This is a genomic window from Actinomycetospora callitridis, from assembly GCF_028737265.1.
Lineage (GTDB): Bacteria > Actinomycetota > Actinomycetes > Mycobacteriales > Pseudonocardiaceae > Actinomycetospora > Actinomycetospora callitridis.
In genome coordinates, this window is record NZ_JAQZAK010000001.1 from 185,122 (window position 1) to 211,297 (window position 26,176).

The window sequence follows — 26,176 nt, forward strand, 5'->3', positions numbered from 1 at the left end:
GCGACCCGGTGACCGGAAACCGCGGGTGCTGTCCGCCAGGCGGACGTGCGGTTACGCTCCCGCCACCCGGACCTCGAGGAGGGTGGTGCCCGTGCCACGGGACGGAGCGGGCCCGGACTTCATCGAGGCCCTCGCGCGCGGCCTGGACGTGATCACCGCGTTCAAGGCCGGGCGCCCGGTGATGACGCTCGCCGAGGTGGCCGCCGCGACCGGGCTCGCACGCCCCACGGCGCGGCGCATCCTGCTCACCCTCACCGAGCTGGGGTACGTCCGCGCCGGCGAGCGCGGCTTCACCCTGACGCCCCGGGTGCTCGACCTCGGCGTCGCCTACGTCGACGCGCTGGGCCTGTGGGACGTCGCGCGCCCGCACCTCGAACGCCTGGTGGAGCGCACCGGGGAGTCCTGCTCCGTCGCCCAGCTCGACGGCTCCGACATCGTCTACGTCGCGCGCGTGGCCGTCCCCAAGATCGTGTCGCTGACCGTGCAGATCGGCACGCGCTTTCCTGCGCTGCCGACGTCGCTCGGCAAGGTGCAGCTCGCCGCCCTGGCGCCCGACGAGCTCGAGCGCGTCCTCGCCGAGCCCACCCGCTCCGGCCTGGTCGCGCGCTGGCGTCCCGACCGCGAGGAGCGCGACGCGGCGCTGCGCGAGGTGCGGGCCCGCGGCTGGGCGCTCACCGACGAGCAGCTGGCCCCGGGCATCCGCTCGGTGGCTGCACCCCTGCGCGACGGCGAGGGCCGCGTGATCGCCGGGGTCAACGTCAACTGCCACGCCGCCGAGACCTCGGTGGCCCACCTCCTCGAGCACCACCTACCCCTGTTGCTGCAGGCCGCGGGCGACATCTCCGCGGACTTCGCGAGCCGGGAGAGGCTGCCGAGGGTCACGGCGCCGGCGTCCTGAGGGACTCAGTCCGGATCCACCAGGTCGAGGAACACCCACGTCGCGCCGGGCGCCAGCCCCGCCAGGCGGCGCCCGCACCCGTGCCGGACCGCCGGCCCGGACGTGACGTGCTGGGTGCCGCCGTGCAGGTCGCGGAAGACGCGGTTGAGGTCTCCGCTGCGCAGCGCGGTGGTACCCGCCCACTGGTAGACGGTCCGCCCGACGTCCTGGGCCGCGGTGGTCGCCGTGTGCAGGGCGAGCCGCAGGAGCGTCTCCTGGTCGGCGCTGAGGTGCTCGCCGCGGTCGAGGGTGGCCTCGACGTCGGCCCACACCTCCATGTTCCAGGCGCGCGCCGAGCGCAGCGTCGCCTCCGCGCGGGCGTAGTCGGCGTGGAACTCGGCGGTGTCGACCCCGGCGTTGCGCGTCCCGGTCTTCGCCACCGCGACCTCCTGCATCTCGTCGAGCAGGCGCCGTCCGACGCCGAGGGCCCAGCCGACGTGCTGGAGGCTCGCGAAGTTCGCGAGTCCCAGCCGGAACACCGCCCCGCCGAGCAGCGGCTCGGTGGTGGTCGCGACGTAGGTGTACTCGACGGGGACGAAGACGTCCTCGCAGTGGTAGTCGACGCTGCCGGTGGCCCGCAGCCCCATGACGTCCCAGTCGTCGACGATCGTCACCTGCTCCTTGGGCAGGGTGAAGACCCGCACCTCCCCGGTGTCCACCATCGCCGCGGTGTGGATGTGCGTGGCGTGGTGCAGCCCCGAGGCGAACGACCACGAGCCGGACAGCAGGAACCCGCCGTCGACGGCGCGCGCCCGTCCCGGCCGCGTGCCCTGGCCCGCCGCGAGGGTGCGGTCGCCGTGCGCGGCGACGAGGTCGGCGAAGGGCTCCCGCCCGAGGTAGGCCGCCGTGGTGCCGATGGCCATCTGCAGCGTCATCACCACCCAGCCGGTGGACGCGTCGGCCCGGGCGAGGGCCTCGATCGCCGCGATCACCTGGCGCGGCGCGAGCTCCATCCCGTCGAGCTCGCGCGGCATGCTCATCGCGTAGAGGCCGCTCGCGTGCAGGGCCTCCGCCACCTCCGGGGTGAGGCGGGAGCCCTCCTCGTTGTCCCGGGCCTCGGCGCGCAGGAGCGGGTCGAGCTCGTCGATCCGCGCCATGACCTCGTCGAACCGGTCGCTGACGTGCAGCCCTGTGTCGGGCCGGACCATCTGGTCGGTCACGACTCCTCCTCGTCCGGCTCCACCGGCGTCTCGATCGGCTCGAGCTTCGAGAAGATCTCCTCGCGGCGGTCCTCGAACTGCTCGGGGAGCTGGAAGCGCGTCCCGAGCTCGTGCGGGGACTCGTCGCAGGTCCAGCCGCCCTCGGCGTGGGTGACGGCGAGCTCGAACAGGGCCCCGGACGGGGTGCGCACGTAGACCGACTTGAAGTACTTGCGGTCCTTGAGCTCGGAGATGTCGGTGTAGCCGTTGCCCTCGATGTCGAACTTGAGCGCGTCCTGGTTCTCGAGGGTCTCGAGGTTCCAGGCGACGTGGTGGAAGGTGCCCGCGCCGTAGCGCCAGGTGCCCTGCTCCTCGCCGTTGTCGGCGATCAGCTCGACGTGGTTGCCGACGGGGTCCTGCCCGACCTGGTACGCGGCGCGGTCGCCGTCCTCGACGAGCTTGCCCTGCGAGTGGAACACCTCGTCGGAGAACTCGATCATCCGCTCGGGCGTGGCGACGTGGATGCCGACGCCGTGGATGCCGTGGATCGCGTACTCCGGCGGGACGCCCTGCCCGGGATGACCGACCCTGGAGTCGGCGTCGGCGGGGACGAGCGCGTACTCGATACCGCAGGGGTGGCGGAACTCCAGGCGCCGCCGGTCGAACACCTCGGTGCTCGTGGCCTCGACGCCGCGCTCGGCGAGGCGGCTCGCCCAGAAGTCCAGGGAGTCCGCCGGCACCGCCAGGAGCACCTCGCGCGCCTGGTTCGTGCCGCGGCGCCCGACGAGCCCGGCCTGGCGCCACGGGAAGGTCGTCAGGACCGCCGACGGGTCGCCGGCCGCGTTCGAGTAGTACAGGTGGTAGATCGGCAGCGAGCCGTCGAACAGCACCGTGCGCTTGATGAACCGCATGCCCAGGGTGCCGACGTGGAAGTCGACGTCCTCCTGGGCGCCGGACACCGACAACGTCGTGTGGTGCGAACCGCGGATGTGGGACACCGGTCCTCCTCGTGGCAGGTCTGTCCGGAGACGCTAGATGTGGCCCGCGTCTCGTGGCTCTCGCTAGAGTGCACGGACATCTCCACCCGGTGCAGGGACGACGGTATGGACGACGAGGTCCGGGACGTCGATGCCTGGCGGGGTGCCGTCACCGGGGCCCTGCTGCCGTTCCACGTCGAGTGCACGGCGCCCGAGCGCTTCCGCGGCAGCATCAGCCGCCGCCGGCTGGGTGACACCTCGCTCATCGCGATGACCTCCCGCCCCCACCGTGCCGTGCGGTCGGCCGAGCACATCGACGACGGGCCTGCCGACTACCTGCTCTCGCTCCAGCTCGCGGGCACCGCACGGTTCCGGCAGGACGACCGGACCGCCCGCGTGGGGCCCGGCGACATGGTCTTCTACGACTCCGGCCGCCCCGTGGAGATCGTCAGCGGGGAGGGCTACCGCAGCCTGTGCTTCCGCTTCCCCACCGACGGCCTCGGGGCGCACCGCGGCGCCGGGGAGCTGACGGCCACGACGCTGGACGCCGCCCACGGCCTCGCCCCGGCCGTCGCGGGCCTGCTCACCGGGCTGCACGAGGGGCTGGAGAGGTCGGTCGGCGACGCCGGTTCCGCGCCGCTGCTCGCCGGCGCCCGGCACGCCACCGAGCTCGCCCGCGCCCTCTTCGACGACGAGCTCGCGCGCCGCGGACTGCTCTCCACGCCCGACCCGCACGCGGAGCTGCGCGCGCGGATCGACCGCCACATCGACGCCCACCTCGCCGACCCGACGCTCTCGCCGCGGGCCGTCGCGGCGGCGGTGTTCATCTCGCCCCGCCACCTGCACGCCCTGTTCGCCGAGGACGGGCGCACCGTCGCGGGCACCATCCGCGAGCGCCGCCTGGACCGGTGCCTGGCCGACCTCGCCGACCCGGGGCAGGGCCCCACGCCGGTGTCGGCGATCGCGTCGCGCTGGGGGTTCGCCAACGCGACGCGGTTCGGGCAGCTGGTCAAGGCCGCGACCGGGCGCACGCCGGTGGCCTACCGTCGGGCGATGTGGAGCGGGACGTCCGGCACGTGAACACCCCCGACCCCACCCCCGACCCTGCCCTCGCGGCGCCGGGGATCGAGGTCCACGGGGCACCGGTGGGCACGGGATCGCTCGCGGTGGTGCTGCTGCACGGCCGCGACCAGGACCCCGGCTGGATGCACGACCACGTGCTGACGCGCCTCGCCCCGCGGCTCGACGGCGTCGCCGTCACCTGGGTGCTCCCGGCCGCCCCCGGCCGGTCCTGGTACGCCGGGCGCGTCCACGACCCCGACGCCGGGACCCTCGCCGAGCGCGACCGCGCGGCCGACGTCGTCGACGGGCTCGCCGACGCCCTCGTCGCCCGCGGCGCCGACGCCGGGTCCCTGGTGCTCGCCGGGTTCTCGCAGGGTGCGTGCCTCGTCGCCGACCACCTGCTGCGCAGGCCCCGCCGCTGGGCGGGCGCGGTGATCTGGACCGGCGCCGCGTTCGGTCCGCCCGGCACCGACCGGTCGCTGCCCCCGTCGACGCCGGACCCCGTGCCCCTGCGCGGTCTCCCGGTGCTGGTCACCAACGGCGACGCCGACGCGTGGGTGCCGCTCGCGGACACCGAGGAGATGGTCGCCGAGCTGCGTGCGCGCGGCGCCGACGCCGAGCTGCGCGTCCAGCCCGGACGGGACCACGAGGTGGCCGACGACGAGGTGGACGCGGCAGTGGCCCTGCTGACCCGGCTCGCCCGGCGGCCTTGACGATCTCGCCGACCGCGAGCAGGCTCCGCGTCGACGGACAAGTGTCCGGCTGTCGGACGGAGGCGTGAGGATGGCGTCGGAGGACCACTCCGAGGGGACCGGCGGCGGGCCGCTGGCCGGGCTGGTGGTGGCCGACTTCTCGCGGGTGCTGGCCGGGCCCTACGCGACGATGCTGCTGGCGGACCTGGGTGCCGAGGTGATCAAGGTCGAGTCGCCGCAGGGCGACGAGACGCGCACCTGGATGCCGCCGAAGCGCGACGAGACGTCGACCTACTACCTCGGGATCAACCGCGGGAAGCGCTCGATCGCGCTCGACCTGCGCGACGCCGGGGACGTCGCGGTGGGCAAGGAGCTCGCCCGCCGCGCCGACGTCCTCATCGAGAACCTGCGCCCGGGCGGCATGACCAAGTACGGGCTGGACTACGAATCCGTCGTGGCCGACAACCCGGGGCTCGTCTACGCCTCGATCTCGGGCTTCGGGTCCACCGGCGGCGGGCACGTGCCGGGCTACGACCTCATGGTCCAGGCGGTGTCCGGGCTGATGAGCCTCACCGGCGCCCCCGACGGCCCGCCGTTCCGCGCCGGCATCTCGATCTTCGACGTGATGGCGGGCAAGGACGCGCTCATCGGCATCCTGGCCGCGCTGCGCCACCGCGACGCCACGGGGAAGGGCCAGCACGTCGAGGTCAGCCTGCTCGGCTCGGCGATGTCCGGGATGGTCAACCAGAGCTCGGCCTACGCCGCGGGCGGCGTCGTCCCCACGCGGATGGGCAACGCCCACCCCAGCGTCGTGCCCTACGAGCCGCTGCCGACGGCCGACAACGACCTCATCGTCGCCGCCGCCAACGACGGACTGTTCCGCAAGCTGGTCGCCGTGCTCGGGCTGCCCGAGCTGGCCGACGACCCGCGGTTCCTGCGCAACGCCGACCGCACCGAGCACCGCGAGGAGCTGCGCCCGATCCTGATCGAGGCGCTCTCGGCGAAGGGCGCGGAGGAGTGGTTCGACCTCCTCGTCGACGCCGGGGTGCCGTGCGGGCCGATCAACTCCGTGGCCGGCGGCTTCGCCATCGCCGAGCGCTTCGGACTCGACCCGATCGTCAGCGTCGGGGAGGGGGAGCGCGCGGTGCCCACCACCCGCAACCCCATCCGCTTCTCCGGCACGCCGGCGGTCTACGAGCTGCCGCCGCCGGAGCTCGACGAGCACGGCGCGGAGCTGCGTCGCTGGCTGACGACACCGGAGGGGCAGGCATGACCGAGGACCCCACCGGCCCACAGCCCACGGCGCTGTACCCGACGGCTCTGGGCGCGGCCTCCAAGGACGAGATCACGCTGCTCGGGCACGACCTCGCCCGCGACGTGATGGGCGAGGTGTCGTTCGGCGAGCTCGCGTTCTGGCTCGCGACCCAGCGGCGCCCGACGCCGGGGGAGACCCGGGTGTTCGAGGCGGTGCTCGCGGCGCTCGCCGACCACGGCTACACGCCCACCGCGATCATCAGCAGGCTCGCCCTCCTGTCCGCGCCCGACTCCGTGCAGGGCGCGCTCGCCGCGGGCCTGCTGGCGGGGGGCTCGCGGTTCCTCGGGGTCACCGAGGACTGCGGGCGGTTCCTGCACGCGGTGCTGGTGGAGAACACGATCCCCACGGACGACGCCGGCTGGGACGCCCTCGCCCTGGAGACCGTGACGGCGCAGCGGGCGGCCGGGAAGTTCGTCCCCGGCCTCGGTCACCACGTCCACAAGGACGGCGACCCGCGCACCCCGCGGCTCATGGAGATCGCGACCGAGGAGGGCCTGTTCGGCCCGCACCTGGCGCTGTTCGCCGCGATCGGGCGGGTGCACCCGCAGGTGCTCGGCAAGACCCTGCCGCTCAACGGCGCCGGGGTGTGCGGGGCGGCGCTCGCCGACCTCGGCCTGCCGCTCGAGCTGCTGCGCGCGTTCGCCCTGCTGGCCCGCACGGCGGGGCTCATCGGCCAGCTCGCCGAGGAGCTGCGCCACCCCGTCGCCAACGACATCTTCCTGTCGGTGGACCGCAACAACCGTCCGACGGATCCTGACCCCTACAGGCCGACCTCTCTTGGCCGAGCCGACCTCTAGCCACCAGGAGGGCGCGATGGCGCACCCGGTCACCCCCACTGTTGTCACCGAGGACACGATCACCGACCTCGCCGCGGCCCGCTGGGGCACGGCGCACGACCCGCGCACGGCGGAGCTGATGAGCGCGCTCGTCCGCCACCTCCACGCGTTCGCGCGCGAGACCCGGCTGACCGAGGCGGAGTGGATGGCCGCGGTGCGCTGGCTCACCGAGGTCGGGCAGATCAGCGACGACAAGCGCGAGGAGTTCATCCTCACCTCCGACGTGCTGGGCCTGTCGATGCTGGTCGTGCAGCAGAACCACCGCTTCGCCGAGGGCGCGACACCCGCCACCGTGCTCGGCCCGTTCCACATCGAGGGCTCGCCGGAGCTCGGCTACGGCGCGGACATGTCGCAGGGCCTGTCCGGCACCCCGCTCTACGTCCACGGCACCGTGCGTGCGCTCGACGGCGCGCCGATCCCCGGCGCGGTGCTCGACGTCTGGCAGGCGGACTCCGACGGCGCCTACGAGTCGCAGCTCGACGTCGACGAGGCGCGCCTGCGCGGGAAGTACACCGCCCGCGAGGACGGCACGTACTGCGTCCGCACGATCGCCCCGCTCGGCTACGCGATCCCCATGGACGGGCCGGTCGGCAGCCTCATCTCGAAGACCGACATCAGCCACTACCGGCCCGCCCACGTGCACTTCCTGCTCAACGTGCCCGGCTTCGAGCCACTGATCACGCACCTCTTCCGCGAGGGGGCGCAGTACCTCGACAGCGACGTCGTCTTCGGCGTCAAGCGCGAGCTGGTCGTGACCTTCACCGAGCGCGAGCCCGGCCCGACGCCCGACGGCGGGCACAGCGACGTCCCGTGGTGCGAGGCCGCGTACGACTTCGTGCTGCAGCCGGCCGCCTGACCGACACCCCCGAGGAGCCCCCGTGCCGACCCTGCCCCTGCTGCCGACCTCGTTGGTCGGCAGCTACGCCCAGCCCGACTGGCTCATCGACCGCGCCAAGCTCGCGGGGCGCTTCCCCCCGCGGGTGCGGGCCAAGGAGCTGTGGCGGGTCGCCCCGGAGTTCCTCGCGCAGGCCCAGGACGACGCCACGCTGCTGGCGATCAAGGCCCAGGAGGACGCCGGGCTGGACGTCCTCACCGACGGCGAGATCCGTCGCGAGAGCTACTCGAACCACTTCGCCACGGCACTCGACGGCGTGGACGTCGACAACCCGGGCAGCGCGCTGGACCGGAGCGGGCACCCGAACCCGGTCCCGCGCATCACCGGCCCGATCGGGCGGCCGGAGCCGATCCAGGTCGACGACCTGCGCTTCCTGCGCGCGGCGACCGACCACACGATCAAGATGACCGTGCCCGGGCCGTTCACGATGTCCCAGCAGGCCCAGGACGACCACTACGGCGACCCGGAGGCCGCGGCGATGGCGTACGCCGCGGTGGTGAACGCGGAGGTCCGCGACCTCTTCGCCGCCGGGGCGGACGTCGTGCAGATCGACGAGCCGTACATGCAGGCACGCCCGGAGGCCGCGCGGGCCTACGGGCTGGCGGCGCTGAACGCCGCGCTCGACGGCGTCACCGGCACCACGGCGGTGCACATCTGCTTCGGCTACGCCGCGATCATCCACGAGCGGCCCGAGGGGTACTCGTTCCTGCCCGAGCTCGCGGGCAGCCCGGTCCAGCAGATCTCCATCGAGTCCGCGCAGTCCGGGCTCGACCTCGGGGTGCTGCGCGACCTCACCGACAAGACGATCATCCTCGGGGTGCTCGACCTGTCCAACCCGGCGGTCGAGTCGGCCGAGACCGTCGCCGGCCGCGCCCGTCGCGCCCTCGAGCTGCTCCCGCCGGAGCAGGTCGTCCTCGCCCCCGACTGCGGGCTGAAGTACCTGCCGCGCGACGCCGCCGAGGGCAAGATGCGCGCGCTCGCCGCCGGGGCGGCGCTGCTGCGCGCGGAGCTCGCGTAGACGGTCAGGCCGTCGTTCGTCGGGTCATCGCGTTCCCGAGGTCGCGGATCGCCCGGCTGCTGCGGTCGGCCGAGAGGACGTGGCCGCCCGCGATGACCAGGGCGATCGGCCACTCGAGGAGGCCCAGGGCCGTGAGCCCGGCGATCCCGCCGACGTAGGCGAGCTCGGGACGCGACATCTCGACCGAGCCCAGCAGCGGCAGCCAGAGGGTGAGGCCGTCGGGGCCGCTGTCGCGGACCTGGGCCGGGTCGGGAGCCGTCGGCTCGCGGGTCGCGGGCGGTGCTGTCGTCATCCTGCAGCGTGCCCGTCCCGCCGTCCCCGTACGCCGCGATCCCCGTACGCCGCGATCCGGGTCGGGTCGGGGGATCGACCTGTCGGCCCAGTGGGTACCACCGCTCGTCAGCGCCGTTGGCGTCGTTCGAGCAGGAGGAAGCCCATGGCCGACCCCAGCGAGTCCACGAAGGCGACGCGCGCGGGTCAGCGCATCGCCGGCGCCGCCAAGCAGGCGGCCGGAGCGATCACCGACAACCAGGACCTGCGCGCCGAGGGTGAGCTCCAGCAGGAGAAGGCGGACGCGGCGAAGGAGGCCCGTCGCGCCGACGAGTTCGCCGCGCAGAAGCGCGAGGAGGCCGAGGCCACCGCCCGCGAGGAGGAGCTCCGGGTCGAGCGCGAGCGCCTGGCGGCCGAGGACGCCGCCGCTGCGCGGGAGGAGCGCGCCGAGCAGGACCGGCAGGCCGAGCAGCAGCAGGCCGCCCGGGACACCGCGGTGCGCCGGCAGGCCACCGAGCAGGTCGCGCAGGCCCGCGAGCAGGACCTGCGGCGCGACGAGGTGGACGCGGTGCACGAGCGCGCCGCCGCCGAGGGGCGCGCGCAGGACGAGGAAGTGCGAGCCGAGCAGGCCCGTCGCGACGCGGCCGTGCTCGAGGACGTCGAGGAGGACTCCTGAGATGACCAATCCGGTGGCCGCGGTGCCGCGGACGATCGTGTCGCTGGGCTTCGGCGCGGCGCGCGTGCCGGTCGACCTGCTCGCGCAGGTGACCGGGAACGGCAACAACCGTGAATGGGGTCCGACGCTCGCCCTCGACAGCGTCGAGGCGACGGTGCGCGGGCTGCTGGGCTCGCTGCTCGGGGACCCGGAGCTGGCCGCGCAGGGTCACGTGAAGGAGGCCCGGGTGCAGCAGCGCACCGAGGCCGCGGAGCGGGACCGGGCGGCGGACGCGCGACGCGAGGTCGCCGACGACCGGATGCAGCGCCGGCGCGAGGAGGACCAGCAGGAGCGCGAGCAGGTCCGGGACCAGGCGCAGGAGCAGAAGCAGCAGCTGGAGGAGCAGCGCCGGCAGCGCGCGCAGGAGGCCGAGCAGCGCGAGGAGAAGCGCAAGGAGCAGGCCCGGCGCGACGAGCAGAAGGCGCAGGAGCGCGCCGACGAGCACGCGCAGGAGGCCCACCGCACGCGGGTGGCCGAGGAGTCCGAGGCCGTCGCCGCCGAGCGCGAGGCCGCGCAGCGCAAGGCCGAGGCCCTCGAGCTGGCCGAGGCCACCGACGAGGCGCGCCGCCGCCGTTGACGCCCATGGGGGGTCGTCCCCGGTCGGTCGGGTATCCCGCCCCGTGACCGACCGGGACGACCTCCTGTGCCGCTACCGCGAGCTCGTCGACCGGGACCTGCCCGCGGCCGGGGCGCGCGACGGTTGGACCCTGCGCCACGACCACTGCTTCGGCCGCGTGCTGCTCGACGACGCCGTGGGCGCGTGCTGGTACGACGTCCTCGGCCGTGGTCGCGGCGCCGCGTACCGCCGTCTCGACGACGACCGCCTCGCGCACGCGGTGGCGCAGGGGGAGCGGATGCTCGTCGAGGGCGACGCGCTGGTGCGCGCGCTCGACGCCCGCTCGCTCGCCTGGCGGGGCAAGCCCGCGAAACGCTGAGCTCAGGCGCGCGCCCCCACGCCGGTGTACTGGACGAGGAACGCGGTCACCAGGTCCGTCGCCTCCTTCTGCGCGGCCGCCAGCCCGGGCCGTGTGCCGCCGAACGCGATGCCCCCGCTCCACGGCGCCTCGGTGGGCAGCAGCGCGCACCGGATCAGGTGCCCGGCGCCGGGGAAGGCGTGGTGCTGGTCGTCGACGCGGGCGCGGCGCGCCAGCAGGGTCTGCGCCATCGGGCCCGACGGCCAGAGTGCGTCGTCGTCGCCGGTGAGGACGAGCAGGGGGCAGCGGACGTCCTCGGCCGCGATGGCCGCGTCGGGCAGATCACCCGTGCCCCGTGCGAGGCCCGCCTCGTAGGCCGGGCGCAGTCGCAGCAGGGTCGGTCGGTGCGCGGCGGCGTCGCGGCGGACGCCGATCGCGTTGCGCACGAGCTGCGTCATGAGCACGCCGCTCGGGAGGGGCTGCCACGGCAGCGGGGCGCCGCGCAGCGTCCAGGAGGGGGTGCCGGGCACCTCGCCACCGCCGCCGACCGCCTGCCACGTGACGCTGCTCGGGCTGACCAGCACCAGCGCGGTGGGGTGGACGAGCCCCGCGACCGCGGCGGCGAGGACCCCCTCGGAGCCGCGCGAGATCGCCGTCGCGCCCACCCGCGCGGGGTCGACCGCGGCGTGGCCGGCGAGGAGCTCGAAGGCCTCCGCGAACCGCTCCAGCGGCACCTCCCGGACCGCCCTCGCGGCGTCCTCCTCGGTGATCCACGAGGCCGCGAGCGCCACCAGGCCCCGCGAGGCCAGCGCCGCCGCGAGCCCGAGCTGGGAGTCCGACCCGCCCTCGGAGCCGCCGAAGCACGCGACCGCGGCCAGCCGGTCGCCGGCGGACGCGTCGGCGGGGAGCGCGAGGTGGGCGACGCGGCCCCTGAGGTGCACGGTCTCGATCCGCACGCCGGGACCGGCCGTGTGCCGCCGGACGGTGCGCGTCGCGGAGCGTCCGTCCGAGCGGGCCCGCACCGTGACCTGCCACGGCTCGACGGGCGGGAGGAACATCGAGGGCGTGGGGTCGGCACCCTCGGGCGCGCCGACGCAGCGCATCGCCCAGATCGGGGCGTCGCCGTCGGGAGCGTCCCAGTCGCCGTCGGTGGGGGTGGTCCGGTCCGCGTCCACGACACCGTCGGCGCCGGCGGGCAGCGTCGCGTGCGAGCGCCACGTGCGGCCGACGAGGTCGGTGCCCTCGACCTCCAGCTCGACGGGCCCGTCGGCGCCGCGCACGACGAGGTCGAACGGCTCGTCGTGGCGCCGGTCGACGGCGAGGTCGATCTCCAGCCCGTCGGACGCGTCGGGCGGCGGGGCGCCCTGGGCCACCGGCGCCGGGTTGCCCGCCGAGCGGGCGTCGACCTCCGCCGACCGCGACGCGAACCACGGCGGGAAGGCTCCCGAGATCGTGCCGCCCAGCCCGAGCAGCACGAACGGCGCCACCCAGTAGCAGAGGATCGACAGGGTGTCGGTCGAATCCAGCATGGTGGCCGACCCGTCGACGATCGGGGGGATCGCCGAGAGCAGCGTCATCACCGCGAACAGCCCGGCCCACAGCCAGGTCATCGCCGTGGTGATCGCGCGGAAGCCGTCGGTGCGGGCGGTGTCGGCGTCGACGGTCGGTGTCGCGTAGTCCAGGACGAACGGGCGTCCGACGGCCAGGCCCGCGAGCACGACGGCGAGCAGGCCGGCGTTGCCCAGCGGCTGCAGCCAGCGCTCGAGCACGTCGTCGGGGACCACGAACGCCAGGACGGCGAGGACGACGAAGACCGCGAGCGTGCCGGTGTCGAGCGTCCGGCCGGGGAGGCGCCGGAGCCGCCCGACCAGCAGCGCCAGCCCGGAGACGGGCACGGCCACCAGCACCGCGAGCTGGAAGGGGACGTTGCCGACGAGGACCCAGTAGACGATCCAGGGCAGGAAGCCGACGACGAAGGCCATGCCCGGATGATCCGGGCCCGGCCCGCCCACGGCCGAGGGTCGGTGGCCTCCGTCGCCCGATCGGACCAGTCGTCGCCGGACCTGGGCGCGGAGCACAAGATGTGACGTGGACCGCACCGTCGGTGGCGCGGCATGCTTCGGCGATGGCCGCTCCCGTCCGCCCGGACGCCGCCCGGGACACGCTCACCGTGCTGTGCCGGGCGCTGCTGGAGGACGTCGACGACCTCGCCGACCGGCTCACCCGACGGATCCTCGAGCGGGAGGACGTCTACGGGGTGCTCGGCGTCCCGGTGCGCGACGACCTGCGCGCGACGTGCCGGGCGAGCCTCGAGCGGCTGCTCACCCAGCTCGCCGGCGACCTGCCCGTCGACGTCGACGCGGCCGCGCTCACCGTCGACACCGGTCGTCGCCGGGCGCGCCAGGGCGTGCCGCTCGAGGTCGTGCTGCGCGCCTACCGCCAGTGCGGGCGGCTGGTGTGGGAGCGGATGCGGGCGGTGTCGCAGGAGCGCTTCGCCGGGGTGCACGACGCGGCGCTGCTCGTCGTCGCCGACGACGTGTGGCGCATCCTCGACGCGAGCTCCGACCGTCTCGTCGACGCCTACCGGCGCGAGGAGACGCGGCTGCGCGGCCTCGAGCTGGGCCGGCGCTGGGCGGTGCTCGAGGGCCTGCTCGCCGGGCGCGGCCGCGAGCCCGGCGCGGCCCGGGACGCCGCCCGGGTGCTCGATGTGGGCGAGGACGCCGAGATCCTCTGCGTCGTCGCGCCCTTCGCCGACGCCGACGACGACCCGTTGCCCGGTCCGGCCGAGGCCCTCGCCGGCGTCGCGCCCTCGATCTGGCACGCCCGCGCCGCCGAGGTCGTCGGCGTGGTCGTGCCGCCCGAGGACGCGTCGGCCGCGATCCCCGCGGTGCTCGCGGCGCTGCGCCGGCGCGCCCAGGGACCGGTGGGCGTGTCCCCGGTGGTGCGGGGGCTCGGCGAGCTCGACGTCGCCCACCGGTGGGCGCGGCTCGCGGCCCGGACGCTCCCGCTCGGCACGGGCGCCGTCGCCGGGCTCGACGAGCGGCTGCCCGAGGCCCTGCTCGGCGAGGCGCCGGACCTCGTGCCCCGGCTGCGCCGCGCCGCGCTGGGCGACCTGCTCGACCTGCCCGCGCCCGAGCGCGCCACGCTGCTCGCCACCCTGCGCGCCGTCCTCGACGCCGACGGCTCGCCCTCGCACGCCGCGTCCGCCCTGTACTGCCATCGCAACACGGTCATGTACCGGCTCGCGCGGATCGAGGCGCTCACCGGCCGCCGTCCCGCCGACGCCCGCGACCGCCTGCTCCTCGGCCTCGCCCTCGTCGCGGCGGACGAGCCGGGCTGAGGTGTTGCGGCTTGACAGCCCGCCGACATGCAAGCCCTGCGTCCACGCTGGCACTCAACGCTAGAAAATCCGCGTCGATCATGGACCCGAATCGCCCGCTCGCCGCGACAAATCCCATAGGATATGGTCGCCCTCGTGGACACCGGTCTGCTCGGCGACGCCCCGGCGCTGCCCGAGCGCGTGGAGCTCCAGCTCCGCGAGCGGATCCTCGCCGGCGACCTGCGCCCCGGCACCTTCCTGCGCCCCGACCGCCTGGCCGTCGAGCTCGGCGTCAGCCCCACGCCCGTGCGCGAGGCCCTGCAGGCCCTGCGCGCCGACGACATGGTGCGGGCGCTTCCCCGGCGCGGGTTCGTGGTCGCGCCGCTGGACCGCGCCGACGTCGTCGACCTGTTCGACGTACAGGCCCGCATCACCGGCGAGCTCGCGGCCCGCGCCGCCGGCGCGCTCGACGCCGAGGGCCTCGCGGGGCTGCGGGCGCGCGCCGCGGAGGTGGACGCGCTCATCGAGGCCGGCGAGCCCGGCGACCTCGCCCAGGCCGAGCGCCGCTTCCACGCCGCGCTCAACCGCGCCTCGGGCGCCCGCAAGCTCGCCTGGCTCGTCGGGCGCGCGGCGCACTACCTGCCCCCGCGCTTCTACACCGACCGCCGCGCCTGGCGCACCGCCACCGTCGCCGCGCACCGCACCCTGCTCGACGCGCTCGCCGCGGGCGACCCCGACACCGCCCGCGCGGCGATGGAGGGCCACGTCCTCGACGGCCGCGACCTGCTCGTTGCCCACCTGGAAGCCGTGGGCTTCTGGGACGAGACCTGACACCAGACCGACGCCGACACCGCTGGAGGCCGACGATGCCCGTCACCCTGACCGAGGAACAGCAGGACCTCGCGAACGCGATCGGCGAGTTCGCCCGCCGCGAGGTGCCCGACAAGGCACGTCGCGACGAGCTGACCGTCGAGGGCCCGCACTCGATGGAGGTCTATCGCAAGATGGCCGACCAGGGCTGGCTCGGCATCGCGCTGCCCGAGGCGTACGGCGGCTCCGGCGGGTCGATGACCGACCTGCTCGTCTTCCTCGAGGAGACCTCGTACCACCAGATCCCCATCGGCGGCTTCGGCACGACGATCATCACCGCGGCGGCGCTGGAGCGCAGCGGCTCCGAGGAGCAGAAGCAGCAGCTGCTCGGCGACGTGATCAACGGGGAGCTGCTGGCGATCTCCATGTCCGAGCCGGGCGCCGGGTCCGACGTCGGCGGCCTGACCTGCAGGGCCGAGAAGACCGAGAACGGCTGGGTGGTCAACGGCCAGAAGACGTGGTGCTCCAACGCGCACATCTCGAAGCACATCCTGTTGGTGGCGCGCACCTCGACCGAGGGGGGCAAGCACGACGGCCTGACGATGTTCATGGTGCCCACCGACGCCGACGGGCTCGAGATGCACGGCATCGAGACGATGGGCGGCAAGGAGGTCAACGACCTCTACTTCACCGACTGCCACCTGCCCGCCGACGCCGTCGTGGGCACCGAGGGGCAGGGCTGGCGCCAGCTCATGGCCGGGCTCAACCTGGAGCGCATGATCCTCGCCGGGCTGATGCTCGGGCTCGCGCGCCGCGCGTTCGACGACACCGTCGCCTACGTCAAGGAGCGCCACCAGTTCGGCCGGCCGGTCGGCAGCTTCCAGGCCATGCGCCACCGCATCGCCGACAACGCCACCGAGCTCGCGGCCACGAAGCTGCTGGTGCACGACACCGCGCGCACCATCGATGCGAACCCGGGCGCGCTGTTCCCGCGCGAGGCGTCGATGGCCAAGCTCAAGGCCACCGAGCTGGCCAAGCACCTCTCGCTCGAGGGCATGCAGATGCTCGGCGGCTACGGCTACGCCACCGAGTACGGCATGGAGCGCCTGCTGCGCCAGAGCGTCGTCTCGACCGTGTACGGCGGCACGAGCGAGATCCAGCGCGACATCATCGGCAAGTCCTACGGACTCTGAGGGGGCTCCGCCAGCTCGCCGCGCAGGGTGTCCTTGAGGACCTTGCCGGTCGCGGTGCGGGGCAGCGGGTCCCCACGCCAGATCACCGTGCCGGGCACGGCGAACGAGGGCAGCGTCCGGCCCAGGGCCTCCTGCAGCGCACCGGTGTCGGGCGCGCTGCCGGGGGCGGCGACGAGCACGGCGGCCACGTCCTCGCCGAGGCGCGGGTGCGGGATCCCGACGACGGCGGCCTCGTGCACGCCCGGCTGCGCGAGCAGCGCGGCCTCGACCTCGCCGCAGTAGACGTTCTCGCCGCCGCGCACGATGACGTCCTTCGCGCGGTCGACGACGAACACCCATCCCTCGCGGCGGAGCCCGAGGTCACCGGAGGACAGCCACCCGTCGCGCAGCACGGCCGCGGTGGCCTCGGCGTCGCGCCAGTAGCCGCGCATGATCTGGGGGCCGCGGAAGCACAGCTCGCCCACCACGCCGTCGGGCACCTCGGTGTCCGTGGCCGGGTCGACGACCCGCAGCTCCGCGCCGGGTACCGGGCGGCCGACGCTGTCGGGGTGCGCGGCGTAGTCGGCGCCGGTGTTGGCGCAGATCGCCGACGTGGTCTCCGTGGCGCCGTACCCGTTGGCCGCCGACGCCCGTCCCGCGAGCTCGGTGGCCACGCGCGCCACCAGGGGCGGCGGGATCGGCGCGCCGCCCATGGCGATGCGGGTGAGCGAGGCGGTCTCGCGCGGGTGGTCGACGGCCAGCTCGACGACGTCGCGCAGCACCGCGGGCACGCCGGACGCGGTGGTCAGCTGCTCGGAGGCGATGAGGCGCAGCGCCTCGCCGGGGTCCCAGTGGTGCATCAGGGCGAGCGTCGCGCCGGACAGCACGGCGCCGTAGAGGCCGTTGAGCCCGGCGATGTGGAACATCGGGTAGGCCAGCAGCGTGCCGGGACGGGCGGGCGCGGTCACCGCATCGCCCCGCCGCGCGGCGGCCAGCGCGACGGCACGGCCGAGGCACGCGACGTTCAGCGCGTTCGTCACGTGGTTGCGGTGGCTGCTGACGACGCCCTTCGGCCGTCCCGTGGTGCCGGACGTGTAGATGAGCGTCGCGGTGTCGTCCGGCGCGACGTCCACCGCGGGCGGCGCCTGGTCGGACGGCCGCACGACGTCCTCCCACGCCACCACGCCGGCCGGGGCCGGGCCCTCGCCCCGCACCCGCACGATCGGCGGGAGGTCCACGTGACCCGCGAGCGCGGTGACCCGCTCCGGGTCGGCGACCAGCACCCGCGCGCCGGCGTGCTCGAGCGCGCCGGCGAGCTGGTCGCCGGTCCACCACGCGTTGAGCGGCACGGCGACGAGGCCCGCGACCATCGCCGCCCAGAACGCCACGGTCCACTCGGGCACGTTGCGCATCGCGATCGCCACCCGGTCGCCCGGACGCAGGCCCTGCTCCTCGACCAGCCACGCGGCGAGCCCCGCCACCGCGCGCCGGTGCTCGCCGTAGGTGCGGCGGTCGTCGCCGTAGACGGTGAAGACGCGGTCGTCCGGGGCGGGCGCCGTCAGGTAGAGCTCCCGCAGCGTGTGTGGGCCGCGCCGGTGGACGCGCATGGGGACGCCGTCGACCGTCGCGGCGACCATCGCGAACTCAGCCCTCGGCGCGGTCAGCTCCGCGAGCACCGGGCCCAGGCCGACGCGCTCGGCGTGGTCGGTCATCTACGCGGCGGCCTTCCACCCCAGCGCCGGCCCCAGCCTGGTGGCCATGTCGGTGAGGATCTGGACGTAGTCGGCGTGCTCGAACGTGAACGGCAGCGCGAACACGACCTCGCGCACCTCGCGGAACGCCGGGTCGGTGTACAGCTTCTCGGCGACCTCCTCGGACGTGCCGAGGACGTCGGGCGCCGCGAGCAGCCCCGGCCCGGGCGGGCCCAGCGGCGCGGCGGTGCGCGGGGTGCGCTTCTCGACGAAGGCCTCGTACTTCGCGCGCTGCTCCGCGGTGGCCGAGTCGGTGGGGATCACGACCAGGCCCTGCGACACCCGGGCGGACTCGCCGGCGGGGTGGTGCGCCTTGAACAGCGCGATCTGGCGCTGCTGGATCGCCGCGAAGTCCCACTTCCCGTCGGTCTCGAGGTCGCTGTCCTCGGGCTTGATGATGTTGCTGGTGAGCAGGTTCAGACCCTGCTCGGCGGCCCACTGCGTCGAGCGCCTGCTGCCCGCGCCGTACCAGATGCGGTCGGCGAGACCGGGGGAGTGCGGCTCGACCCGTGCCGAGAACTCCTCGAAGCCCTGGGTGCCCGAGAACGTGCTCACCGGCTCGCCGCGCACCATCCGCAGCAGCCGCGCCACCCGCTCGTAGGAGAGGTCCTCGACGTCCGCGGTGTCGGGGTAGAGCGCGCCCTTGACGTCGTCCCAGTGGATCGGCGGGCCGACGCTGAAGCCGGGTTCGAGACGCCCGCCGGACAGGATGTCGACGGTCGCGAGGTCCTCGGCCATCCGCAGCGGGTTCTCCCACCCCAGGGGCGTGACGGCGGTGCCCATCGCGATGCGCGACGTGCGCTGCGACGCGGCGGCCATGATCGCGATCGGCGAGGAGATGCCGGTCTGGAAGTGGCGGTGGCGCAGGTAGGCGCTGTCGAACCCGAGCTGGTCGCCGAGCTCGATGACCTCCAGCGTGCTCTCCATGCCGGGGCCGGGGTCGTCCCCGTCGAACAGGCCGAGGGTGAGGAAGCCCAGCTTCTCGAGCGGGACGTCGGGTGTGGGCATGGCGGTTCCTCCCGGGACGCGGCACCCGGATCAACGCCGCGGGGCCCGGGATGTTCCCCGGTCATGCCGATCGGTGCGGCCGTGATGCCGGGGTGCCATCGGCCGGAGCGCCGCCGCGACACGGTGGTCGCGAACGGGACTCCGGCTCGACGTCACCGACGCCGTCGGCCGCAGCCTCCGGTCAGCCTCCGGTCGCGCTCAGAGAGCGGCGGCCGCCGCGGTGGCCACGGCCTGGTCCTGCTCGCCGGTGCCCCCGCTGACGCCCACGGCGCCGACGACGGCGTCGCCGGACATCAGCGGGACGCCGCCCGCGAAGATCATGATGCGGCCGTGGTTCGAGTCCTGGATGCCGTAGAACTGCCCGCCGGGCTGGGCGTTCTCGCTGAGCCCCTGGGTGGAGACGTCGAACGCGCGGGCGCTGAACGCCTTGTTGATCGCGACGTCGACGCTGCCGATCCAGGCGCCGTCCTGGCGGATGTGCGTCACGAGGACGCCACCCGCGTCGACCACGGCGATGTTCATCGGCTGGCCCTGGCTCGCTGCCTCCTTCTCACCGGCGGCGACGACGCGACGGGCGTCGTCCAGGGTCACGGTCTCGATCGAGCGCATATCAGTCCTCTCGGCGGGCCGCGGGCGGGCACGTCGATCGGTCGACGCCGCCTCGCGTCGGGGCCCGGAACTCATCGTGGTCCCTGCCGGCGTGACGCGTCCAGTACGGGGCGTCATCGGGGTCACGCCCGCGCTGGGCCGTTCGCGGGCACCTCCGGGGGCTCCGGACTGGTTAGTGTCGACGCCGGGCGACGCGGCCCGTCCTGGCCGGAACGCACATGAGACGGAGTGATGATCGTGGCGACCACCCGCGGTTTCCTGGGACGGCGCAAGGAGCGCGATCCGCGCCTGCCGCCCGGGCAGTACGACGTCGGGGCGGGGTGGCCGGTGCTGACGGCCGAGGCCACGCCGCGGGTGGACGCCGACAAGTGGAGCGTCACCGTCGACGGGCTGGTCGACACCCCGACGACGTGGACGCTCAAGGAGCTGCGGTTGTTGCCGCCGTCGGTGTACGCCGGGGACATCCACTGTGTGACGACGTGGTCGAAGCTCGACACCAACTTCACGGGCATCTCGCTGGACACCCTGTTCAACGCGGTGGGGGTGCGCCCGGAGGCGACGTACATCGTCGAGACCTCCACCACCGGCTACACCACCAACCTCCCGATCGAGGACGTCACCGGCGGCAAGGCGTGGCTGGTGTGGGAGCACGAGGGCAAGCCGTTGACCCGGGAGCACGGCGGGCCGGTGCGGATGCTGGTGCCGCACCTGTACTTCTGGAAGTCCGCGAAGTGGATCTCGAAGATCACGTTGCTGGACCACGACGAGCCCGGTTTCTGGGAGGTGAACGGCTATCACGAGCGAGGCGATCCCTGGCGTGAGCAGCGCTTCGACGGGGACTGACGACCAGTTCGGCGCGCCCGAGGACCACGCGGGCGGGCCGAACGACCGGCGCGCGGCGGCGAAGTGGCGCGACGCGCGGGTGGTCGAGGTCGCCCACCCGGCCGTCGACGCGGTGGTGCTGCGCCTGGCCGTGCCCGAGCGCGTCCAGCACCTCCCGGGCCAGCACTACGTGGTGCGCCTGCGTGCTCCCGACGGCTACACCGCGCAGCGCTCGTACTCGGTCGCGTCGGCCCCGGGCGACGAGCTCGTGGAGCTGTTCGTCGAGCGCATCTCCGACGGCGAGGTGTCGGGCTATCTCGCCGACGTCGTCGAGCCCGGCGACGAGCTCGAGGTCCGCGGCCCGATCGGGCGCTGGTTCGTCTGGCGCGGGCGCACCCCGGCCGTCGCGATCGGCGGCGGCAGCGGGGTGGCCCCGCTGGTCGGGATGCTGCGGAACGCCACCGACCTGGGGCATCCGGAGCGGCTGCGGCTCGCGGTCAGCGCCACCACCCGCGCGCGGCTGCCCTACGCCGACGAGCTCGAGGCCGCCGGCGCCCGGATCGCGCTCACCCGCGAACCGGGCGAGCACGCCGGGCGCCTCGACGCGGCCGCGATCGCGGAGCTGGTCGACCCGGCCGCCACGGTCTACCTCTGCGGATCCGCGCGCTTCACCGGCGCGATGGAGACGCTGCTCGTCGACGCCGGCCAGCCCGAGGGCAGCATCCGCGTGGAACGCTTCGGCCCCACGGGATAGCGCCCCGGCTCAATGGAGTCGGCGCTGCCAGTCCCGCGGCACGCGGTCGGTCGGGCCCGGGGTGCCCTGGTCGGCGGGGTGGTGCCGCGGGCCGGCGAGCACCGGGCCGTGGGACACCGTCCCGTCGCGGTCGTCGAAGAACCAGTCCTCGCCGGGCTCGAAGCTCGTGAGGACCGGGTGTCCGGCGTCGCGGGCGTGGTGGGTGGCGTGCTGCCCGGGCGAGGAGTCGCAGCAGCCGATGTGCCCGCAGGCGGCGCAGCGACGCAGGTGGAACCACCACCCGCCCGTCGCGTCGCACTCCACGCAGCCCGTGCCGGAGGGCTGGGCGTGCGGGTCGATCTCGGGGCCGTTCTCGGGGTAGCTCACGACGCCTCCTCGGTCGGTGCGTCCAGGCCGAGCGAGCGCCGATCGTCCGGCGGCACGTCGGCGAGGTACTCGCGGTGGGTGCGCAGCCAGCGCTGCGCGTAGGGACAGCGGGGGACGACGGCGACCCCCTCGGCGCGGGCGGCGTCGAACACCGCCTGCACGAGGCGACCGGCCAGGCCGCGCCCGCCGAAGGCCTCGTCGACCTCGGTGTGGATCAGCACGATCGCGCCCGGCGTCTCGTGGCCCCGCCGGCGCCGCACGGTCACGTGACCCGCCTCGACGCCGTCGACGCGCAGCACGAACTCCCCGCGGTCGGGGTCCTCGTCCACCCGGACGTCGCTCTCGTCGTCCATCGGTCTCCTCACGTGCGATCCGGCCCCCGATCCGCCTCCATCCTGCTCCTGCGCGCGGCGGGACGCCCGTGACCCGCGGCACCGGGCGTTGACGGCGATCGCCACCCGGCGCAGGATCGGGACCAATCGGTCCGGGACCGTGTGGTCCGCTTCATCCGGGTCCGGCGCCGGTCCGACACCGAGGAGGAACCATGAGGGACGCGGTCATCGTCGACGCGGTGCGCACCCCGCTGGGCCGGGGCAAGCCCGGCGGCGCCTACGCCGGGGTGCACCCGGTGGACCTGCACGCGCACGTGCTGCGGTCGCTCGTCGAGCGGACGGGGCTGGACCCCGCCGAGGTCGACGACGTCGTGGGCGGCGCGGTCGGGCAGGTCGGCGAGCAGAGCGGCAACACGACGCGGTTCGCGGCGCTGGCCGCGGGCTTCCCGGAGTCGGTGCCGGGGGTGACGGTCGACCGCCAGTGCGGCTCCAGCCAGCAGGCGCTGTCGTTCGCGGCGCAGGGCGTCGTCGCGGGCGGCTACGACATCGCGATCGCCTCGGGCGTCGAGTCGATGTCGCGCATCCCGATCGGCAGCCAGACGCGGGTGGACGGGGTCGCCCAGGATGTCGCGGGGGCGGCGGTCGGCGCCCGCTACGCGCCGGGGCTCATCCCGCAGGGCGTGAGCGCCGAGCTCATCGCGCGCCGCTGGGGCCTGTCGCGCGGGCAGCTCGACGAGTTCGCGCTCGCGAGCCACCAGCGCGCGGCGAGCGCCTGGGCCGACGGCCGCTTCGCCGGCGAGGTCGCGCCGCTGAAGACGACGCGCGCGGACGGGTCGGTCGGTCAGCTCGAGACCGACGAGACGGTCCGGCCCGGCACGACGGCCGAGGCGCTGGCGACGCTGCGCACCCCGTTCGCCGACCCGCGCTGGACCGAGCGCTTCGGCGACATCGACTGGACGGTCACCGCCGGCAACGCGAGCCCGTACAACGACGGTGCCGCGGCCCTGCTCGTCACGACCTCCGAGATCGCCGCCGCCCACGGCTGGACGCCACGCGCGCGGGTGCACACCGCGACGGTCACCGGCGACGACCCGATCCTCATGCTCACCGGCATCATCCCGGCCACCGCGAAGGTGCTCGCCCGCGCCGGCCTCGCGATCGGCGACATCGACGCCTTCGAGGTCAACGAGGCGTTCGCGTCGGTGGTCCTGGCCTGGCTCGCCGAGACCGGCGCCGACCCGCGGAAGGTCAACGTCCACGGCGGTGCGATCAGCATCGGCCACCCGCTGGGCGCGAGCGGCGCCCGGCTCGCCACCACCCTGCTCGGGGTGCTCGAGCAGACCGGCGGGCGCTACGGCCTGCAGACCATGTGCGAGGCCGGCGGCACCGCGAACGCCACGATCGTGGAGAGGATCGACCAGTGATCATTTCAGGAGCGAACGTGCTGGTCACCGGGGCGAACCGCGGCCTCGGCGCCGCGCTCGTGGAGGGGCTGCTCGCGCGCGGCGCGGGCACCGTCTACGCCGCGGCGCGTGACCCCCGCACGGCCGCGCACAAGGACCCGCGCGTCGTGCCGCTGCGCCTCGACGTCACCGACCTCGCGTCGATCCGGGCGGTCGCCGAGCGCGCCGACGACGTCGACCTGCTCGTCAACAACGCGGGGGTGAGCGGGGCCGGCTCGCTGCTCACGGCCGATCCCGAGCGCGCCCGCGCCGAGATGGAGACCAACTACTGGGGCCCGGTCGCGATGCTGCGGGCGTTCGCCCCGGTGCTCGCCGCGCGCGGCGGGGGCGCGGCCGTCTCGGTGCTGTCCGCCCTCTCGTGGGCGGCGATGCCCGGGGCCGGGGCCTACTCGGCGAGCAAGGCGGCGGCGTGGTCGTTCACCAACACCGCCCGCGCCGAGCTCCGCGAGCAGGGCACGCTGGTGGTCGGCGTGCACCTCGGCTTCATGGACACCGACATGGTCGCCCACCTCGACGTCCCGAAGGTCGCCGCCGTCGACGTCGCCGACCGGATCCTCGACGCGGTGGCCGCGGGCGAGGAGGAGGTGCTCGCCGACGGTCCGGCCCGCGCGCTCAAGGAGGCCCTCGCCGGCCCGCCGAAGGGCCTGGAGATCTAGGGCAGGTCTAGGGCTCGGCGGGCGCGTCGCTCACCAGCGGGGTGATGCGCACCCGCTCCACGCGGTGGCCGTCGACGGTGACCACCTCGAACCGGTGGCCGAGCGCCTCGACGACGTCGCCGACATCGGGCGTGCGTCCGAGCCGGTGCAGGACGAACCCGCCGAGGGTGTCGTAGGGCCCGTCGGGCAGCTCGATGCCGGTCAGTTCGGTGACGTCACTGCGGTGCAGCAGGCCGTCGACGTCGTAGGTGCCCTCGTGGCGGGGGCGCACCGGCACGGCGGGGTCGTACTCGTCCTGGATCTCGCCGACGATCTCCTCGACGAGGTCCTCGACGGTGACGATCCCGTCGGTGCCGCCGTACTCGTCGATCACCACCGCGAGGTGCCCGCCCCCGCGGCGCAGCAGGGTCAGGGTGTCGAGCACCGGCTTCCCGCCGGGCACCACGGTCACGGGGCGGGCGAGGTCGCGCAGCACGGGCGGCGTGCCGTCCGGGCGTGGGCGGGCCGTGAGCAGGTCGCGGACGTGCACGAAGCCGATGACGTCGTCCACCGACTCGCCGGTGACGGGGTAGCGGGAGTGCGGGCGGTCGCTGACGTGGTCGACGGCGTCGGCGGCGGTGTCGTCGGCGGAGAGGAAGTCGACCTCGGTGCGCGGCACCATGACCTCGCTGATCACGCGGTCGGTCACCGCGAAGGCGTCCGAGAGCAGGCGGCGCTCGGCGTCGGTGAGCGTGCTCGTGGTGCGCACCATGTCGCGCAGCTCGTCCTGGCTGACCTCGTCGCCGGGGTCCTTCGGGTCGACCCCGAGCACGCGCACGACCGCGTTGGTCGAGCGCGAGAGCAGCCAGATCAGCGGCCGGGTCAGGGTCGCCAGCCGGTCGAGCAGCGGCGCCGCGACGAGCGCCACCCGCTCGGGCTGCTGCAGGGCCAGGCGCTTGGGCACCAGTTCGCCGGCCACGAGCGACAGGTACGACACGAGCGCGGTGACGACGAGCAGCGCGACGGTGGCGGCCAGCGCCACCGGCAGGCCCCAGCCCGCGAGCACCGGCTCGAGCCGCGTCGCGATCGTCGCGCCGCCGTAGCTCGAGGCGAAGAAGCCGGTGAACGTCACGCCGATCTGGACCGCGGACAGGAACCGGTTGGAGTCGCCGCGCAGCTTCGCGACGGCCCGGCCGCGCCCGCCCCGCTCGCCCAGCGCGCTCACCTGGCCCGGGCGCAGCGCCACCAGCGCGATCTCGGCCGCGGCGAAGAATCCGCCCACGAGCACGAACACCAGCACCAGCGCGATGTTCAGCGCGACGTCCACCCCGTGATCCTGACAGCCGGGAGGTACCGGACCTGTCGGGCCCGGGGTGCTCCTACGGCGTGCGACCCGTGACGGCCACGATCCGGTCGAGCATTCCGGCATCGTCGCCGGGGGTGACGGGGTCGCCCCACAGCTCGGGGAGCGGCGCGGCCGGTACGAACACCGTGACGTGGTCGAGGCACGCCCGCAGGGTCTCGTCGGGTAGCTCGGGGGCGGGACGGTCGAGGGCGCGGGCGAGATCCCATGCGTGCACGACGAGCTCGGTGAGCCCGATGAGCGCCCACGTCGGACGCGGGAGCTCCGGCCCGCCGGGCGCGCCGGCCGTGCCCTCCCACGCGGCGGGATCGCGCCACGCCTCGGCCATCGCCCCGATCCTGGTCGCGAGCGCCCCACGGCGCCCGACCTCCCACCGCCCGGCTTCCCGGGGGCCGGTCCCCGGGCCGGGGTCGTCGTCTCCGCGGGCCAGCGCGGCGAACCCGCCGGCGACGACGTCGAGGTGGTCGAGCAGGTCGGCGACCGTCCAGTCGGCGCACGGGGTCGGCGTGCGCAGGCCGTCGTCGTCCGTGGCCGTGACGAGGGCGGCCAGCGGCGCCGCGGCGGGGGCGAGGTCGATCGGTCGGGTGCTCATGGGGATGGGACGGACGGCGCGGCACCGAGTCATCGGTCGGGTCGTGCCGTCGTCCTCCTCGTCGTGCCGGCAGAGGTCCGAGAGGCACCCCTCCGAATGGTGGGGAGGGGTCGACGGCCGGTGTGACGTGGGTAACCTCGGAGGTGCCGCCCGTCAGGGGCGGTGATGTCCCGACGACGGTGACGACCATGTCATCGGAGGTGGACCGATGTCCGACGACGCGCGACGCGAACCCACGGCTCCCCGCGAGCGGCACGACGACGACCAGCCCGCACGGCAGGGCAACGTGCACGGCATGGTCGAGGCGGCCCGGCTGTGGGCCCGCCAGCAGGGCCTGGCGGTGCCGACGAACGGACCGCTCCCGCACGAGGTGATGGCGCAGTACAAGCGCCGCCAGACCTGGGAGTAGG

Annotated in this window: 29 protein-coding genes; 18 read left to right on the forward strand and 11 right to left on the reverse strand. The window is 74.8% G+C overall.

Going from position 1 to position 26,176, the window contains the following annotated elements; genetic code table 11:
• Positions 1 to 91: 91 nt before the first annotated feature.
• Positions 92 to 898, forward strand: a complete 807-nt coding sequence (locus PH191_RS00925) for an IclR family transcriptional regulator domain-containing protein (protein ID WP_274192752.1) — start codon at positions 92 to 94, stop codon at positions 896 to 898.
• A gap of 5 nt (positions 899 to 903) precedes the next feature.
• On the opposite strand, the gene PH191_RS00930 is transcribed toward PH191_RS00925, so the two are convergent.
• The gene (locus tag PH191_RS00930) at positions 904 to 2,097 is read right to left on the reverse strand and encodes an acyl-CoA dehydrogenase family protein (RefSeq protein WP_274192753.1); all 1,194 of its coding nucleotides are present in this window, start codon (positions 2,095 to 2,097) and stop codon (positions 904 to 906) included.
• The gene (locus tag PH191_RS00935; protein ID WP_274192754.1) at positions 2,094 to 3,074 is read right to left on the reverse strand and encodes a VOC family protein; all 981 of its coding nucleotides are present in this window, start codon (positions 3,072 to 3,074) and stop codon (positions 2,094 to 2,096) included. Before PH191_RS00935 ends, PH191_RS00930 begins: the two co-directional genes overlap by 4 nt.
• 105 nt (positions 3,075 to 3,179) lie before the next feature.
• On the opposite strand from PH191_RS00935, the gene PH191_RS00940 reads away from it, so the two are divergent.
• The 6 genes from PH191_RS00940 (at position 3,180) to PH191_RS00965 (ending at position 8,871) form a co-directional block, all read left to right on the forward strand.
• Positions 3,180 to 4,133 carry an AraC-like ligand-binding domain-containing protein gene (locus PH191_RS00940; protein WP_274192755.1) on the forward strand — a complete coding sequence of 318 codons (954 nt, stop codon included), beginning with the start codon at positions 3,180 to 3,182 and terminating at the stop codon, positions 4,131 to 4,133.
• Positions 4,109 to 4,828, forward strand: coding sequence for an alpha/beta hydrolase (locus PH191_RS00945; protein WP_274192756.1), 720 nt, complete (start codon positions 4,109 to 4,111; stop codon positions 4,826 to 4,828). The genes PH191_RS00940 and PH191_RS00945 overlap by 25 nt, the downstream gene beginning before the upstream one ends.
• Before the next feature lie 70 nt (positions 4,829 to 4,898).
• Positions 4,899 to 6,080 (forward strand): CaiB/BaiF CoA transferase family protein, encoded by a 1,182-nt coding sequence (locus PH191_RS00950; protein ID WP_274192757.1) that lies wholly within the window; start codon positions 4,899 to 4,901, stop codon positions 6,078 to 6,080.
• Positions 6,077 to 6,919 (forward strand): citryl-CoA lyase, encoded by an 843-nt coding sequence (locus PH191_RS00955; protein WP_274192758.1) that lies wholly within the window; start codon positions 6,077 to 6,079, stop codon positions 6,917 to 6,919. The genes PH191_RS00950 and PH191_RS00955 overlap by 4 nt, the downstream gene beginning before the upstream one ends.
• A 16-nt stretch (positions 6,920 to 6,935) precedes the next feature.
• Positions 6,936 to 7,814, forward strand: a complete 879-nt coding sequence (locus tag PH191_RS00960; protein WP_274192759.1) for a dioxygenase family protein — start codon at positions 6,936 to 6,938, stop codon at positions 7,812 to 7,814.
• A 22-nt stretch (positions 7,815 to 7,836) separates the two neighbouring features.
• Positions 7,837 to 8,871 (forward strand): 5-methyltetrahydropteroyltriglutamate--homocysteine methyltransferase, encoded by a 1,035-nt coding sequence (locus tag PH191_RS00965; protein WP_274192760.1) that lies wholly within the window; start codon positions 7,837 to 7,839, stop codon positions 8,869 to 8,871.
• 4 nt (positions 8,872 to 8,875) lie between these two features.
• Here the strand turns inward: PH191_RS00965 and PH191_RS00970 are convergent, their stop codons facing one another.
• Positions 8,876 to 9,163 carry a hypothetical protein gene (locus tag PH191_RS00970; RefSeq protein WP_274192761.1) on the reverse strand — a complete coding sequence of 96 codons (288 nt, stop codon included), beginning with the start codon at positions 9,161 to 9,163 and terminating at the stop codon, positions 8,876 to 8,878.
• 144 nt (positions 9,164 to 9,307) lie between these two features.
• Here PH191_RS00970 and PH191_RS00975 point away from each other — a divergent pair, with 144 nt between their 5' ends.
• The 3 genes from PH191_RS00975 to PH191_RS00985 are packed head-to-tail and all read left to right on the forward strand — an operon-like array spanning position 9,308 to position 10,791.
• Entirely contained in the window at positions 9,308 to 9,817 is a 510-nt protein-coding gene (locus PH191_RS00975) for a hypothetical protein (RefSeq protein ID WP_274192762.1), read from the forward strand.
• Between the two features lies 1 nt (position 9,818).
• Positions 9,819 to 10,433, forward strand: a complete 615-nt coding sequence (locus tag PH191_RS00980; RefSeq protein WP_274192763.1) for a hypothetical protein — start codon at positions 9,819 to 9,821, stop codon at positions 10,431 to 10,433.
• 43 nt (positions 10,434 to 10,476) lie between these two features.
• Positions 10,477 to 10,791, forward strand: a complete 315-nt coding sequence (locus PH191_RS00985) for a hypothetical protein (RefSeq protein WP_274192764.1) — start codon at positions 10,477 to 10,479, stop codon at positions 10,789 to 10,791.
• A 2-nt stretch (positions 10,792 to 10,793) separates the two neighbouring features.
• On the opposite strand, the gene PH191_RS00990 is transcribed toward PH191_RS00985, so the two are convergent.
• Complete coding sequence (locus tag PH191_RS00990) at positions 10,794 to 12,752, reverse strand: acyl-CoA thioesterase/bile acid-CoA:amino acid N-acyltransferase family protein (RefSeq protein ID WP_274192765.1); 1,959 nt, start codon at positions 12,750 to 12,752, stop codon at positions 10,794 to 10,796.
• A gap of 143 nt (positions 12,753 to 12,895) precedes the next feature.
• On the opposite strand from PH191_RS00990, the gene PH191_RS00995 reads away from it, so the two are divergent.
• From PH191_RS00995 to PH191_RS01005, 3 genes are all read left to right on the forward strand, one after another.
• Complete coding sequence (locus PH191_RS00995; protein WP_274192766.1) at positions 12,896 to 14,110, forward strand: PucR family transcriptional regulator; 1,215 nt, start codon at positions 12,896 to 12,898, stop codon at positions 14,108 to 14,110.
• Between the two features lie 135 nt (positions 14,111 to 14,245).
• Positions 14,246 to 14,920 (forward strand): GntR family transcriptional regulator, encoded by a 675-nt coding sequence (locus tag PH191_RS01000; protein WP_274192767.1) that lies wholly within the window; start codon positions 14,246 to 14,248, stop codon positions 14,918 to 14,920.
• Between the two features lie 35 nt (positions 14,921 to 14,955).
• Complete coding sequence (locus tag PH191_RS01005; protein WP_274192768.1) at positions 14,956 to 16,092, forward strand: acyl-CoA dehydrogenase family protein; 1,137 nt, start codon at positions 14,956 to 14,958, stop codon at positions 16,090 to 16,092.
• On the opposite strand, the gene PH191_RS01010 is transcribed toward PH191_RS01005, so the two are convergent.
• From PH191_RS01010 to PH191_RS01020, 3 genes are all read right to left on the reverse strand, one after another.
• A complete protein-coding gene (locus tag PH191_RS01010; RefSeq protein WP_274192769.1) occupies positions 16,080 to 17,783 on the reverse strand; it encodes a class I adenylate-forming enzyme family protein in 1,704 nt (567 codons plus the stop codon). The genes PH191_RS01005 and PH191_RS01010 overlap by 13 nt on opposite strands.
• Positions 17,784 to 18,830 carry an LLM class flavin-dependent oxidoreductase gene (locus tag PH191_RS01015; protein WP_274192770.1) on the reverse strand — a complete coding sequence of 349 codons (1,047 nt, stop codon included), beginning with the start codon at positions 18,828 to 18,830 and terminating at the stop codon, positions 17,784 to 17,786.
• A gap of 198 nt (positions 18,831 to 19,028) precedes the next feature.
• Complete coding sequence (locus PH191_RS01020) at positions 19,029 to 19,439, reverse strand: GlcG/HbpS family heme-binding protein (RefSeq protein ID WP_274192771.1); 411 nt, start codon at positions 19,437 to 19,439, stop codon at positions 19,029 to 19,031.
• A gap of 231 nt (positions 19,440 to 19,670) precedes the next feature.
• Between PH191_RS01020 and PH191_RS01025 the strand changes: the two genes are divergently transcribed.
• Positions 19,671 to 20,282 (forward strand): sulfite oxidase-like oxidoreductase, encoded by a 612-nt coding sequence (locus PH191_RS01025; RefSeq protein ID WP_420791732.1) that lies wholly within the window; start codon positions 19,671 to 19,673, stop codon positions 20,280 to 20,282.
• Positions 20,257 to 21,015, forward strand: a complete 759-nt coding sequence (locus PH191_RS01030) for an FAD-binding oxidoreductase (RefSeq protein ID WP_274192772.1) — start codon at positions 20,257 to 20,259, stop codon at positions 21,013 to 21,015. The genes PH191_RS01025 and PH191_RS01030 overlap by 26 nt, the downstream gene beginning before the upstream one ends.
• A 9-nt stretch (positions 21,016 to 21,024) precedes the next feature.
• On the opposite strand, the gene PH191_RS01035 is transcribed toward PH191_RS01030, so the two are convergent.
• The gene (locus PH191_RS01035; RefSeq protein ID WP_274192773.1) at positions 21,025 to 21,381 is read right to left on the reverse strand and encodes a UBP-type zinc finger domain-containing protein; all 357 of its coding nucleotides are present in this window, start codon (positions 21,379 to 21,381) and stop codon (positions 21,025 to 21,027) included.
• On the reverse strand, positions 21,378 to 21,734 hold the full coding sequence (locus PH191_RS01040) for a GNAT family N-acetyltransferase (protein ID WP_274192774.1): 357 nt from the start codon (positions 21,732 to 21,734) through the stop codon (positions 21,378 to 21,380). The genes PH191_RS01035 and PH191_RS01040 overlap by 4 nt, the downstream gene beginning before the upstream one ends.
• A gap of 191 nt (positions 21,735 to 21,925) precedes the next feature.
• Between PH191_RS01040 and PH191_RS01045 the strand changes: the two genes are divergently transcribed.
• Both PH191_RS01045 and PH191_RS01050 read left to right on the forward strand, forming a co-directional pair.
• Complete coding sequence (locus tag PH191_RS01045; RefSeq protein WP_274192775.1) at positions 21,926 to 23,137, forward strand: thiolase family protein; 1,212 nt, start codon at positions 21,926 to 21,928, stop codon at positions 23,135 to 23,137.
• A complete protein-coding gene (locus PH191_RS01050) occupies positions 23,134 to 23,832 on the forward strand; it encodes an SDR family oxidoreductase (protein WP_274192776.1) in 699 nt (232 codons plus the stop codon). The genes PH191_RS01045 and PH191_RS01050 overlap by 4 nt, the downstream gene beginning before the upstream one ends.
• Positions 23,833 to 23,839: 7 nt before the next feature.
• Here the strand turns inward: PH191_RS01050 and PH191_RS01055 are convergent, their stop codons facing one another.
• Together PH191_RS01055 and PH191_RS01060 are read right to left on the reverse strand one after the other, a co-directional pair.
• Positions 23,840 to 25,138, reverse strand: coding sequence for a hemolysin family protein (locus PH191_RS01055; RefSeq protein ID WP_274192777.1), 1,299 nt, complete (start codon positions 25,136 to 25,138; stop codon positions 23,840 to 23,842).
• Between the two features lie 52 nt (positions 25,139 to 25,190).
• The gene (locus PH191_RS01060; protein ID WP_274192778.1) at positions 25,191 to 25,766 is read right to left on the reverse strand and encodes a TIGR03086 family metal-binding protein; all 576 of its coding nucleotides are present in this window, start codon (positions 25,764 to 25,766) and stop codon (positions 25,191 to 25,193) included.
• Positions 25,767 to 25,974: 208 nt separating this feature from the next.
• On the opposite strand from PH191_RS01060, the gene PH191_RS01065 reads away from it, so the two are divergent.
• On the forward strand, positions 25,975 to 26,175 hold the full coding sequence (locus tag PH191_RS01065; RefSeq protein ID WP_274192779.1) for an Lsr2 family DNA-binding protein: 201 nt from the start codon (positions 25,975 to 25,977) through the stop codon (positions 26,173 to 26,175).
• The last annotated feature ends 1 nt before the right edge of the window (position 26,176 follow it).